A 12,255-nucleotide genomic window follows, 5' to 3' on the forward strand; every position below is an offset into this window, starting at 1 on the left:
GAGATACACCGATGGCAGGTAAGCGGAAGACATGCACCGCCGAGTTCAAGCTGTCCGCCGTGAAGATGGTGACCGAGCAGAAGCTGTCGGTCCCCCGGGCGGCCCGCCGGTTGGGGGTCGGCGAGAACCTGTTGCACACCTGGAAGAAGGCCCTCGCCAAGGACGGGGCCAACGCGTTCCCCGGATCGGGGCACTTAACACCGCTCGAAGAGGAGAACCGCAAGCTGCGGGTGGAAGTGAAGCGACTGCAGGCGGAGCGCGACATCCTAAAAAAACTAGGTCGGCAGACGTGACTGGATGAGCTTGTTTTCCAGGGCTTTCAGGTAGCTCTCGGGATTGCGTCGGAAGCGTCTCCGCTCGACCCGGCGCTCGCGCCGCGTTTCCAACTCGGCCCGCAACCGCTTCCACGCGGCCCGATCCGCGGCGGCCAGGTCCGCCGCCGTCACTTCACGTGACCGCGTCGCCAACCCGGCGATCAGCTTGGCCGCGCCCCGCAGCACGAGCGACGGACTGGCGCCCTTACGGCCCGTCGCCCGTCGCTCGTGGTACCGGTGACTCCCGAACGCTCGCTCCAGGTCGTTATTGGTGCGCGGCAGGCCCGGCGTGTCGTAACAGGCGAACAGCCCGGGCCAGTAGCTCCGGCTCACCTTCACGAAGTGATCCACGGCCGCACCCAGGGCGCCGACCGACTCCCGGTGCCGCGTCATCGCCCCGAGCAACCCGCTCAACTGCGCCCGGACGGACGCACCGCCGAGTTCGACCTGGCCCAGGACGTGGGCGGCCCGATGCACCCACCCGAACGCCAGGTACAATGGCGCGAACGCCCCGCCGGCCACACGCAACCCGTCCCGCAGTAGCGCCCGCAGACGGCTCAGCTCGGTCGGCAGCCCCCTTCGGTCTCCGCCCTCCCGAGGCTCAACACGACCGCGCACAGCCGGGCGTGGAGCTTGAGCCCCGACGCCTCCAGGGGCGGGCGCCCGTCGTCGGTCAGGGCGCTCCGCACGGCCGAGCAGTACCCGCGCACCACGTCCGCTTCGGGGTCCGTTCGCCCCTCGACCTTGCGTTCGATCGCGCGCACCCCGCGGACCTTCTTCTTGAGCCCCACCTTGGCGTGCCGGTCGGCCTCGTAAATGGGCCGCGCGGCCTCACGCAGGAAGTGGAACTGGCACAACTGATGGGGCACACCGGGGAACGCCTTTGCGACCGCCTTGCGGATCGAGTGCTGGCCGTCGGACACCACGCCCGCAACCGGGACCGGGCAACTCGCCTTCACGGCCAACAGCAGGTCGGCGAGGTCCTGGTTCCGGGCCGACAACAGGCTCTTCGCGAGAAGGATCTCGCCGCTGAGCACGTCCCGGATGACCCACAGCACCTCGTGCCCGACATCGGGTTGCAGCCCGTCGAGGGCCAGGATCACCCTCTTCTGTGCGGTGAGTACCTTGTTCAGTCGGCGGTCGTCGGCCAGGGTCGTGGCGAACAACTCGTCGTACCGGTCGAGCAGGTTGGTGACGGTCCGCTCGGACACCGACACCTGGCGTCCGACGAGGTGGGTGTGGATCTCGGGAACAGAGCGGTGTTCGGCGTACCGGAGGCGGCCAACGAGGGCAACAACATCGAACCCGAACTCGTGCCGTGGCAACGCGAATGACCCCTCGACCTCGGGCCGGTAGGGCCGCTTGTGGGCGACGCACGCGGTGTTGTGGCAACGTCGGATGGTGAGGTTGAGGCGGGTGACGCCGGCCAAGGTGTGGAGGGTCCGGCGGTTGGCGTAGTCGGCGGTCATCGGCCGCACGCAGTGCGGGCAGTCGGTCCGCTCGGGTGTCAGGTCGTGGGTGATCGTCGGCCCGGCCGTCTTTGCGGTCTTCACGGGTCATCCTCCTGGGACGACCCAAAGCCTATTGGATCAACCGCTGCCGATCCAGTCGCGATTGCCGGCCTAGAAAAAAAGCGACGGCGTTCTTCGCCAGCCAGCCGAACTGATCTTCGCCTGGATCGAGGAACGCAAGGGCGAGTGACCGATCGCGCAGATGTGTCCGGTGCTGGGCGCGTGCGCTCGACGGTCCGCACGCCTACCCCGAAGGCCCCGGCGATCTTCGTGTCCGGCTACCCCGGCCCGTGTTCGCCCGCGCGGTTGCGGATCGTTTTGGAGCCCTTTCCCCGACCCACTATCTCCTGCAACCGCCCGCGCTCCGCTTCGTCTAACCGCACCACGAACTTCGCCTTCCGTTCCATGACGGGCCTCCTCGGACTGCCAGGAAATCAGATCACAGGCGGCCCGTCAATCCAGACCGGTTGACCCACTAGTATTTGTCAGCGATTGTGTACGCGAACGGGTCCGCGCCGAAGTGGTAGTCGCCGTGAGCCACCAGCCGCCCGGTCGCGAGGTGCAGCCACACGTCCGAGTTCCGCGCGACGAACGCCTTCCGCGAGGAGCGCGAACGCGAGAACCAGCGCCACGGCGTTCGGCGGGCCGTGATCGGGGACGGGGGAGGTACACCGGTTCCGACATCTCGCAAACTCAGGGTTCGTTTCTGCTAGTCGTGTGATGGTGGAAATGACTGCGTCAAAAAACTGGCCGCGGTTCCCGGTGTGGCACCCCGATGAACATGACCGGTCTGGGGTTCGCCGCGGGTGCCCGGCACGTATTTCGAGGTGAGCGGGTTTGGTACACTTCCGCCGCGGGTGTGCCGCGTTCGCACATGCACGGCGCCCCCAACGTCGTGGCGGGGGACTTGGCGCGCCGGATTCGCGACACACCCGCGGCACGGAAATCGCGGCGAATTGCGAACGACGGGGCGGCGCGCCGGTACTTTCAGGTACTCGCGCCGGGCCGAAACCGCACCGTTTGTAACACCTCAGTGCCACCGATTGTTTCTCAGATTCTCGGTCGCGTTCGTCTTGGCCCCCGAGTTGCTTTTCCACCTGTAGCGCTCGCCACTGCCTACGGGAAGCTTCCTCCAGTTCGGTGCAGCGCCCCAATTTTGGAGAGCCCGATGAAGTCATCAGTTCGCTCCGCAGTGTGGGTCGGTGTCGCGGCCGCCGTGATGATCGGCGGAACCGGGCGCGCTGTTGATCCGCCGAAACCCAAAGACGAATCGAAAAAGCCGACCGTGATGCAGCGGAAGCTGGCGCACGCGCAGAGGGTATTGGAGGGGCTGGCGACCAACGACTTCAAGAAGATCGATGTCGGGGCCGATGGGCTGATCGAGTGCGTCAAGGACTCCACTTGGAAGATCAACGAGACCGACAAGTACCTGCTGTACAGTAACGAATTCCTGCGCCGGTCCGAGGGCCTCAAGAAAGCCGCGAAGGACAAGAACACCGACGCCGCGGCCCTGGCCTACGTGGACCTCACGCTCACTTGTGTGCGGTGCCACCAGCACCTGCGGGAAGAGCGCATCAGTGCCGCCCCCGCACCCACGACCTTCGCAAACAAGTAACCAACGGGCACCGGTTCTCACACGGGTTGTGGGCGAACTCCCACCGCCACTCGCGCCCGTACCACCTCTTTCGGAGTACCACATGCTTCCCATCCGAACGATTCTGTTCCCCACGGACTTTTCCGCTTCGGCGGAGTCGGCGTTCGAGTTGGCTTGTGCGTTGGCCCGCGACTACAAAGCGACGCTGATCGTGGCTCACGTCCTCGCGCCCGGGCACGCCTTCGCAGCTAACGGGATGGGCGTGGCGGTACCGGTCGAGGAACCGCACGAAGCGCGGGCGCGTCTGGTGAAAGTTGGGATTGGGCGCGGTGTGTGTGTCGAGCACCGGTTGCCCGAAGGTGATCCGGCGGAGCAGATCCTCAAACTCGCGACGGACGCGAGTGCGGACGTGATCGTGATGGGCACTCACGGAACGAGTGGACTGGTGCGCTTACTCGTGGGGAGCGTGGCCGAGAGTGTGATGCGGAAGGCCCCGTGCCCTGTGCTCACCGTGCGCGGGCCGTTCCGCCACGCACTGGCACCCTCAGCGATCCGAGAGGTACAGGAAATCGCGTCGGTTTGATACGCGCCGCTTCGGAACGTTTGCACCCCGAAGGCTTCGCACTGCGAAGCCTTCGTTTTTTAGCACATCATCGCCGAACCTCTCGTCACCTCGACCGGGTATTTCGCCCGGCGAAACATTCGCAGACCACCCGCTCTGGTTCGGCCAAAAATCGCTTGTGGCGCGCGCGTGCGGAACGGGCACGCGGTTGTGACGCCCCCGCACACGTGCGCTGCCTTCCGAGGCGCTGTCGCCCTGCATATCCCTGCTTTTACAGCGTTTTAGTGAGGTTCTGCCCACCTCGACCGCTCCGGCATGGGCGTTGCTTTACTCCCGATCAAAATGCGGAACGCACACCTACGAGGGGCCGTCGTGACCCACGCACACTTGACCGCGCCTGCGCTGCAAACGTACCAGCAGACATTGCGCGATCTGGTCGCGCGCCTGTCAGACGGCGTCGCGCGACTCGAAGCCGAGGGGTTACGCGGGCCGACGGGGGCGGAGCGGGGAGTCGACGACATGCCGGCACACGAGGCCGACCGCGCCACGCGCGAAACCGAAGAAGATGTGGCGCGCACGCTCCTCGTTCCCGAAGAGCACATTCTGGCCGAGGCGACCTCGGCCCTCGAGCGGATCGACGCGGGCACGTTCGGGGTTTGTGCCCGGTGCGGCCACGCGATCGCCAAAGCGCGGCTCGACGCCGTGCCTTACGCCCGCACGTGCATCCGGTGCGCACGCGGGGCGGATTACCGGTCCGCGGGCTGAACTACTTCACACGAACGAATTTTGACCGGAACCGCCCGCGCGCCACCAACGGGCCGGTTCCGCATCACCCGATTGGTGGCGGGAGAAGACACATGACCATGCCAACGGGACTCGACGCCTCCGAGATCATCGCCATCTCCGCGATGTGCGCGATCGGCTGGTTGAGCGTCGCATCTGTGATCGGCGCGACGCTCGCGTGGTGGGTGTGTCGGGAGCGCGAGGCCGCGCCGGTACACGTTCCCGCGCCGGCTCTCGCACCCGAATCGACCCACGCCGCCCCGACGTATGCGTAGAACCGTGTGCCGCAGGGCGCCTACGGGCCCTCCGCGGCGAGCCGGTGCTTGTCGATGAGGCGGTACAGCGTTCGGCGGCTCACCCCGAGCGCCTTGGCCGCCTGGACCTTGTTCCCGCCGTGGCGCCGGAGCACGTCCGCGACGTGGTGCTGCTCCACGCGATCGAGGTCGTCGGGGCTGGTGGCGCGGATCGGGGGCTCGACCCCCGGTCCCGATGTGCCGCCCGCCAGTACAGTTTCGGGCAGGTCGTCGGGCGTGATCGTGGTTCCTTCGGCGAGAATCTGGGCGCGCTCCAGAACGTTCGCGAGTTCGCGGATGTTCCCGGGCCAGTCGTGGGCGCACAGCGCGGCGCGGGCGGGCGGGTCGACGGTCATGAGCCCGCGCCCCACTTGCCGCGTGTGCAGGAAGTGGGCGATGAGTTCGGGAATGTCCTCGCGCCGGTCCTTTAGCGCCGGCAGGGTGATGGAAATCACGTTCAGCCGGAAGAACAGATCCTCGCGGAAGCGCCCGGCCGCTTGCTCGGCTTCCAGCGGTTTGTTGGTGGCCGCGACCACGCGCACGTCGGCGCGCTTCTCCTGGGTGCTCCCGACGCGCCGGTAGTGCCCGTCTTCCAGTACGCGGAGCAGCTTCGCCTGGAGCGCCGGTCCCATCTCGGCCACTTCGTCGACGAACAGCGTGCCGCCCTCGGCGACCTCGAAGAGGCCCGGCTTGGCGCGGTCGGCCCCGGTGAACGCGCCCCTCTCGTGGCCGAACAGCTCGCTCTCGAGCAGGCTCTCTTGCAGCGTGGCGCAGTTCACGGTGACGAGCGGCTTGTCGCGCCGGGCGCTGTTGCCGTGGAGCGCCCGGGCGATCAGCTCCTTACCGGTCCCGCTCGGCCCGCGCACGAGCACCCCCGCGTTCGTCGGGGCCACCTTCTCGATCATCTGGACGATCTTCCGCACGGCCGGGCTCTGGCCCACGATGCGGTAGCGCTCGGACTCGAACGTGAGGCGCTGGACGAAGTGCCGGAGCCGGACGTTCTCGACCCGTAGCCGGCGCACCTCCAGCGCCCGGTCCAGAACGGGCATCACCTGTTGGAGCCGGAACGGTTTCAGGACGTAGTCGAACGCCCCGGCCTTCATCGCCTCGACCGCGGTCTGGATCGTGCCCTGCCCGGTCATGATGACCCCCACGAGGTGCGGGTCGATCTCCAGGCCCCGGCGCAGGAGCTGGATCCCGTCGGTCCCCGGCATCATCAGGTCCGACAGGAGCAGGTCGAACTCGCCGGCCCGCAGCGCGTCCGGCACGAGCGCCGGGTCCGAGAGCCCCCGGACCTCGAACCCCTCGTCGGTGAGCGACTCGCACAGGGCGCGCATCAGCTCCACTTCGTCGTCCACCACGAGCACGCGGCCGCGCGGCTTCTTGTCGTCGGTACCGGTCATAGGCGCTTCACTCATCGGTGCGTTTACGGCGGGAGCGTCAGTCGCGCAGGCGCGCGACGTTCGTGTCCGGGCGGACCGGCAGCGTGACGCGGATCGTGGTCCCCGCGTTCACCCGGCTCTCGACCTCGAGCGTGCCGTTGTGCTGGTGCACGATGCGCCGGCAGATGGCCAGCCCGAGCCCGGTCCCCTTGCCGTCCTCTTTGGTGGTGAAGAACGGCTCGAACACCCGGTCCTGGAGCTCGGCGGGAATCCCCACGCCCGAGTCCGTCACCTCGATCACCACCGCCGGCGCCCCACCGGGCAGGTGCCCGGGGCGCACGCGCGGCACGAGCGTCCCGCCCCCGGGCATCGCGTCGACCGCGTTGGTGAACAGGTTCAGGAACACTTGGCGCAAGTGCTGGCGGTCCGCGTGGATCGTGGTGACCTTGCGGTCGAACTCCGGCAGCACCCGGACGCCGTGCTTCCGCAAGTGGTGCCCGATCAGCTCGACCGTTTTGGTGACCTCTTCGCAGACGTCCACAGTAGACACCTGCTCGCGCCCGGCGCGACTGAACTGGAGCAGGTTGGCGACCAGCCCGGCCATGCGCTCGACCTCGCCCCCGACGATCTCCAGGGGCTTGCGCCGGGGGTCTTCCGGGAGCGTTTTGGCGATCAGCCCCTCGATGCGCAGGCTCACCGTGCCCAGGGGGTTGTTCAGCTCGTGGGCGATGCTCGCGGCCAGTTCCCCGACCCCGGCGAGCTTGGCCGCCTGCCACAACTGCTGCGTGGTGGCGCGCAGCTCTTCGGTCCGGGTCTGGAGCTCGGTTAATGCCTGTTCGCGCTGGCTGGCCGTTTCCCGGAGCCGCTCGTCCGCCCGGGCGCGCGCCTCGGCGAGCTCGGCCTGGGAGCGGAGGTGCTCCAGTTCCCGTTGGGCCGCCTCGAACCGCTTGCGCTCGGTCACGTCGCGGACAATGGCCGTGAAGAGCATTTCCGGGCCGGTGCCGAACTTCGAGATCGAGATCTCGGCCGGGAACTCGGACCCGTCCCTGCGCTTGCCGAACACTTCCCGGCGCTCGCCCATCAACCGGGCCGGGGCCGGGGCGCGGGCGAACTCCTCGACCTGCCCCGGGTGCGGGTGCCGGAACCGCTCGGGGAGCAGGAGCTCGAGCGGGCGCCCGAGCACCTCTTCCGGCTCGTACCCGAACAGTTTGGCCGCGCCGCGGTTGAACAGGACGATCTCGTGCCGCACGTCGGCGGTCACGACCCCGTCTTCGGTGATGTCGAGGATCTCGGCCAGTTGGTCGAGGGAAATACGTGCGATCACAGCGCTCCTGCGCCCCGCGTTGTCGGACCGAATGACGGTGCAATTCATAGATGGTTCCCGATCCGCGCGCGCGTGTCAACAACGGGGAGCTTCCAAACTCCGGGCGCGGGCGCCTAGCGCGGGGGCGCCTTGCGGAGCAAGATGTGCGTGAACGCGACGAGGAACGTGAGCAACACGGCGCCGAAGCCGAGCATGATCGAGGCTTGAACCAAGGTTTGCATCGTGGGCTCCCGGAGTTGGTGGTCGCTGGGGGCCATCGCAATCCGGGTGCCAGCCGTTTGTGCGCCCGGGGGACGCGGTTGTACCGAGGTTTCGGACTCCGCGCGCCTTCAGACGGTGGCGGTCACGGGGCCGGGTGTGCCGCCCCGACACACCCGGTGTTCCTCGGAGTGTGCGGTTCGGTCACACCCGCCGTGCCAGCTTAGGGTAATCACAGCGGAGTTGTGCCGGCGCACCCCGGCACGAGTGTTGCTTTGAGCCAAACAAAATTCGTCGGGGCACAAAACGGCGGGACGTGACAATGAGCGCTGCGCTCGCGTGTGACAACGATTCGGGGCGCGGGCTCCGAGAGTGGGCGGCCGAGATTTGTCACGACCACCGTAACCACCTGCGCGAACTGTGGTTCAAGGTCGTGCCGCGGGGCATTGTCATCTGCGGGTCGGCGCGGACCTATTACGGCAAGCAGCTCGCACTGTACGAACTGCGCCGCCGGTGCAGCGTGCCGGTGGTCGCGAACCAGATCGAAGTCGAAGACCCATCGCCCAATACGAACGTCCCAATCTAACCGAGTCGGAGGTCGGCTCCCCGGTGCGGCGCACGGGTCTGACCATCGTGTACGAGGGCGAGACCCCGCCCAATGAGCTGCTCGCCCGGCTCACGCCCAAGGACGGCGGGCCGAGACCGCTCATCATCACCTTCGGGTCCGAGCACGTCGACCCACCGACCGAAGTGCCGTGAGCGGACGTCACGTCGGACGGGAAGGGAACCCGTCACGACTCGAGTAACGCCTTCCCGTTACCCGGTCACCCCGCACTTCCGCACCAGCCACATCTTTACGACCTGCGTGAGCAGGACGTACCCGAAGAGGATCAGTGCGAGGATCGGCCAGTACAGCACCGGCAGTGGGGCGAACCCGAGCAGTGGACCGACCGGGGAGAACGGCAGCGACGCCCCGACGAGCATTACCGCGCCCGTGGTCGCGATCAGTGGCCGACTCGCCCGACTCTGGAAGAACGGAATGCGGTTCGTGCGGATGACGTGGATGACCAGGGTCTGTGTCAGCAGGGACTCGACGAACCACGCGGTCTGGAACACCGACGCGTTGGCCGGAGCCCAGCACCCGAAGACGTACAGCATGACGAAGAACGTGACGTAGTCGAAGACCGAGCTGCACGGCCCGATGAACAGGATGTACCGGGTGATCTGGGCGATGGACCACGGCCGCGGTTCGGCCACCTGCTCCGGGTCCACGTCGTCGGTCGGGATCGCCACCTGGGACAAGTCGTACAACAGGTTGTTGGCCAGGATCTGGATCGGGAGCATCGGCACGAACGGCAGGAACGCGCTCGCGCCGAGGACACTGAACATGTTCCCGAAGTTCGAACTCGCCCCCATCCGGACGTACTTCAGGATGTTCGCGAACACCTTCCGCCCCTGCCGCACCCCCTCTTCCAGCACCAGCAGGTCCTTCTCCAGCAGGATCACGTCCGCCGACTCCTTGGCGATGTCGGTCGCGGTATCCACCGAGACGCCGACGGCGGCGGCCCGCAGCGCCGGGGCGTCGTTGATCCCGTCGCCCAGGAACCCGACGACATGCCCGGCCCCTTGCAAGCACCGGATCACCCGCCGCTTGTGGGCCGGAGACAGTCGGGCGAACAGCGTCGTCTTGTCCGCCGCCGCCGCCAGTTCCGCGTCGGACATCCCCTCGACCTGACCGCCCACCAAGACCGCGTCCGTGGCGATGCCCACCTCCCGGCAGATCTTCCGGCTGACGAGCTCGTTGTCCCCGGTCAGCACCTTGACGGCGACCCCGCCCGTCCGGAGCGCGGCGATCGCGGCGCGGGCCGTGTCCTTGGGCGGGTCGAGAAACGCCACGTACCCGCGCAGCGTCAGGTCCCGCTCGTCCTCTTTTTTCAATAGGACGGCCGGGCGCCGAAGTCGCGGTACGCGACCGCGAGCACGCGGAACCCGTCGGCACTGAGCCGGTCGAATTCCTCTTTGAGGTCCGCCCGGAACATCGGGCTGACGGGCCGAATCTCCCCGTCGAGTTCAAAGTTCGCGCACCGCTCGTAGAGCGCCTCCGGCGCGCCCTTGCAGATCAGCCGGTGCCCGCCCCCGGGCCGTTTGACCACGACCGACATCATCCGGTGGGAGAAGTCGAACGGGATCTCATCGACCTTGGCGTAGTCCGCGAACGACGGGTGCGCGTGGACCTCGGCGTGCGACAGTATCGCCCGGTCCATCAGGTTCTTCAGCCCGGTTTGGAAGTGGCTGTTGAGGTACGCGAGGAGCAGCACCTCGTCGTCCTCTTTCAGGGTCACGTCGCAGTGCTTCTCCAGGACGATCCGGTCCTGGGTCAGGGTGCCGGTCTTGTCCGTACACAAGACGTCCATTGCCCCCAGGTTCTGGATCGCGTTCAGCCGCTTGACGATTACCCGCTTGCGGGACATCCCGATCGCGCCCTTGGACAGGCAGACGGCGACGATCATCGGGAGCATCTCCGGGGTCATCCCGACCGCGACCGCCATCGCGAAGAAGAACGCCCCGGCCCAGTCCCCCTTCGTCAGCCCGTTGACGAGGAAAACCGTCGGGACCATGGCGAAGATGAAGTAGATCATCAGCCACGTGAACCGGGTCATCCCGCGGTCGAAGCTGGTCGGCGGCGGCTGCTCGACCAGGGCGGCGGAGATGCTCCCGAGGCAGGTCGTCAGCCCGGTGGCCACGACGACGGCGGCCGCCGCCCCGCTCTCGACACTGGTGCCCAAGTAGCAGACGTTGGTCCGTTCGAGCGGCGACCGGCCGGCGGTGTCCTCCCGCGCGCCGAACTTCTCCACCGGGAACGACTCCCCGGTCAAACTGCCCTGGGTGACGAACAGGTCTTTGCACACGAGCAGCCGGATGTCGGCCGGGATCATATCTCCGGCGGCGAGTTCGACCACGTCCCCCCGCACCAGATCCGCGATCGGCACCTCGCGCGCCTGCCCGCCGCGGCGAACGGTCGCGTGAACGCTGATCATCGCCCGGAGTCGGGCGGCGGCAGAGTCGGCGCGGGCCTCCTGGACGAACCGCACCACGACCCCGAGGAGCACCATCAGGAGGATGGCGCACCCGGCGCGGAGGTCGCCGGTGAGGAACGACGAGGCGGACAGCACGACCAGCAGGATGACGAGCGGGTTGACGAGTGCCTTGCGGAGCAGGCGGATGCGTGGGTGGCGCTCGTCGCGGGCCACGACGTTCGGGCCGTTCTCCCGCAACCGCCGCCCGGCTTCCTCGTCCGACAGCCCCGCCGCCGAGGTGCCGAACCGTTGTAACACCGCGTCGGGGTCGGCAGCAGATGCCTCGACGAGCAGTGGCGAGACGTGGTGGGCCGTCGCGACCGGGTGCGGTTCGTGCGGGAGCCGCTTGGGTAGAACGGGTGTCGGCAACGGTGGCACGGATTCACCCTCGATCGGTGTGGCGGGCGGCTCCCCGCAGCTCATGCCCCATAGACTTACGGAAAGCACCCGGTTGAAGCTTGTGAGCCCGACCCCGTAAGGCGTCTCGAGACCGGCTTTCAATTACCCCCAACTTGATCGTTCAGTTCAAAGCCGAGGTACAGGTTAGACCTCATTCACGATAGTGGGGTGGGTGTTCCGCCCCTTGTGGTGTGACCGACGCCGACGGGCTCTTCCGGATGTCCATTAATAAGGAGGGCGACGGAGCCGCGGAGGGGGAGTACGTGGTCACGTTCATCTGGCAGTCGGACCCCAACTCGGAAAAGGCCGCGGACCTATTCGCCGGTAAATACCGCGTACCGAAGACGTCCAAGTTCCGCGCGAAAATGGGTACCGGGCCGACCGAACTGGAACCGTTCGAGCTGGCCGCCGAGCCGACTCAGGCCAAGAGGTTCGTGAAGTAGCGGGCGATCACCTCGGTTCCCCTCGCCGGGCGCCCGCGCGTCGTGGCTCTCGGGAGCACGATTCGCGGATGTCGCAGTTCTCCCGTCCCAGCGACTCGATCGGCACCCGTTCACCAAACTACCACTTCCTTGCAATGCGTCGCAGATCATTTGCCAGAGTGAATTCATGTCGCGCATGCGGCCAGTTCGTGCCCTCCATTCCGCCCAAATGACCACAGATACCGTTGATCCGCGAGGTTTGTGCGGGCGACACTTTTACGCAAGATCATGCCGTTCCGGGGCAATCGGGCCGCCTTTGTCGAGATCGAGTCGGGCGAAAACGTTCTTGCTCCTGGTAAGCTCTTCTCGCGACACGAACCCGTCCCGATCCATTAT

14 protein-coding genes and 2 pseudogenes are annotated in these 12,255 nt (G+C 67.1%); 9 read left to right on the plus strand and 7 right to left on the minus strand.

The genetic code is table 11. The features are described 5' to 3' along the window. Positions 1-11: 11 nt before the first annotated feature. Positions 12-281: pseudogene (locus J8F10_RS07700) on the plus strand (transposase); the annotation flags it as partial. Here J8F10_RS07700 and J8F10_RS07705 read toward each other — a convergent pair. After that, positions 276-1,783 (minus strand): transposase gene (locus tag J8F10_RS07705; RefSeq protein WP_210661799.1). Its coding sequence is split into 2 segments (ribosomal slippage): positions 276-886 and positions 886-1,783, totalling 1,509 coding nucleotides; the frame shifts between segments, so codons are not numbered across the junction. The pseudogene J8F10_RS07700 and the gene J8F10_RS07705 overlap by 6 nt on opposite strands. Positions 1,784-1,940: 157 nt before the next feature. Between J8F10_RS07705 and J8F10_RS41100 the strand changes: the two are divergent. Further along, positions 1,941-2,108: pseudogene (locus J8F10_RS41100) on the plus strand (IS3 family transposase); the annotation flags it as partial. Here the strand turns inward: J8F10_RS41100 and J8F10_RS39745 are convergent. Both J8F10_RS39745 and J8F10_RS07710 read right to left on the minus strand, forming a co-directional pair. After that, positions 2,104-2,232 carry a hypothetical protein gene (locus J8F10_RS39745; protein ID WP_261363051.1) on the minus strand — a complete coding sequence of 43 codons (129 nt, stop codon included), beginning with the start codon at positions 2,230-2,232 and terminating at the stop codon, positions 2,104-2,106. The pseudogene J8F10_RS41100 and the gene J8F10_RS39745 overlap by 5 nt on opposite strands. A 68-nt stretch (positions 2,233-2,300) precedes the next feature. Continuing rightward, a complete protein-coding gene (locus J8F10_RS07710; RefSeq protein WP_210653259.1) occupies positions 2,301-2,516 on the minus strand; it encodes a hypothetical protein in 216 nt (71 codons plus the stop codon). Between the two features lie 477 nt (positions 2,517-2,993). Between J8F10_RS07710 and J8F10_RS07715 the strand changes: the two genes are divergently transcribed. From J8F10_RS07715 to J8F10_RS07730, 4 genes are all read left to right on the plus strand, one after another. Continuing rightward, entirely contained in the window at positions 2,994-3,440 is a 447-nt protein-coding gene (locus J8F10_RS07715) for a hypothetical protein (RefSeq protein WP_210653260.1), read from the plus strand. Between the two features lie 82 nt (positions 3,441-3,522). Then, on the plus strand, positions 3,523-4,002 hold the full coding sequence (locus tag J8F10_RS07720) for a universal stress protein (protein WP_210653261.1): 480 nt from the start codon (positions 3,523-3,525) through the stop codon (positions 4,000-4,002). Between the two features lie 351 nt (positions 4,003-4,353). Further along, positions 4,354-4,746, plus strand: a complete 393-nt coding sequence (locus J8F10_RS40295; RefSeq protein WP_210653262.1) for a TraR/DksA family transcriptional regulator — start codon at positions 4,354-4,356, stop codon at positions 4,744-4,746. Between the two features lie 92 nt (positions 4,747-4,838). Further along, complete coding sequence (locus tag J8F10_RS07730) at positions 4,839-5,039, plus strand: hypothetical protein (protein WP_210653263.1); 201 nt, start codon at positions 4,839-4,841, stop codon at positions 5,037-5,039. 20 nt (positions 5,040-5,059) lie between these two features. Here the strand turns inward: J8F10_RS07730 and J8F10_RS07735 are convergent, their stop codons facing one another. Both J8F10_RS07735 and J8F10_RS07740 read right to left on the minus strand, forming a co-directional pair. After that, entirely contained in the window at positions 5,060-6,475 is a 1,416-nt protein-coding gene (locus J8F10_RS07735; RefSeq protein ID WP_210653264.1) for a sigma-54-dependent transcriptional regulator, read from the minus strand. Between the two features lie 22 nt (positions 6,476-6,497). After that, positions 6,498-7,811, minus strand: coding sequence for a two-component system sensor histidine kinase NtrB (locus tag J8F10_RS07740; protein WP_210653265.1), 1,314 nt, complete (start codon positions 7,809-7,811; stop codon positions 6,498-6,500). A 472-nt stretch (positions 7,812-8,283) separates the two neighbouring features. Between J8F10_RS07740 and J8F10_RS07745 the strand changes: the two genes are divergently transcribed. Further along, positions 8,284-8,547, plus strand: a complete 264-nt coding sequence (locus J8F10_RS07745; protein WP_210653266.1) for a hypothetical protein — start codon at positions 8,284-8,286, stop codon at positions 8,545-8,547. Positions 8,548-8,570: 23 nt separating this feature from the next. Then, the gene (locus J8F10_RS07750) at positions 8,571-8,720 is read left to right on the plus strand and encodes a hypothetical protein (protein ID WP_210653267.1); all 150 of its coding nucleotides are present in this window, start codon (positions 8,571-8,573) and stop codon (positions 8,718-8,720) included. A gap of 57 nt (positions 8,721-8,777) precedes the next feature. Here J8F10_RS07750 and J8F10_RS39750 read toward each other — a convergent pair whose 3' ends face one another. Next, on the minus strand, positions 8,778-9,899 hold the full coding sequence (locus tag J8F10_RS39750; protein ID WP_261363052.1) for an HAD-IC family P-type ATPase: 1,122 nt from the start codon (positions 9,897-9,899) through the stop codon (positions 8,778-8,780). Beyond that, positions 9,896-11,416 carry an HAD-IC family P-type ATPase gene (locus J8F10_RS07760; protein ID WP_210653268.1) on the minus strand — a complete coding sequence of 507 codons (1,521 nt, stop codon included), beginning with the start codon at positions 11,414-11,416 and terminating at the stop codon, positions 9,896-9,898. Before J8F10_RS07760 ends, J8F10_RS39750 begins: the two co-directional genes overlap by 4 nt. 239 nt (positions 11,417-11,655) lie before the next feature. Here J8F10_RS07760 and J8F10_RS07765 point away from each other — a divergent pair, with 239 nt between their 5' ends. Next, positions 11,656-11,880 (plus strand): hypothetical protein, encoded by a 225-nt coding sequence (locus J8F10_RS07765; protein ID WP_210653269.1) that lies wholly within the window; start codon positions 11,656-11,658, stop codon positions 11,878-11,880. The last annotated feature ends 375 nt before the right edge of the window (positions 11,881-12,255 follow it).

Origin of the sequence: Gemmata palustris, assembly GCF_017939745.1 — a bacterium.
Lineage (GTDB): Bacteria > Planctomycetota > Planctomycetia > Gemmatales > Gemmataceae > Gemmata > Gemmata palustris.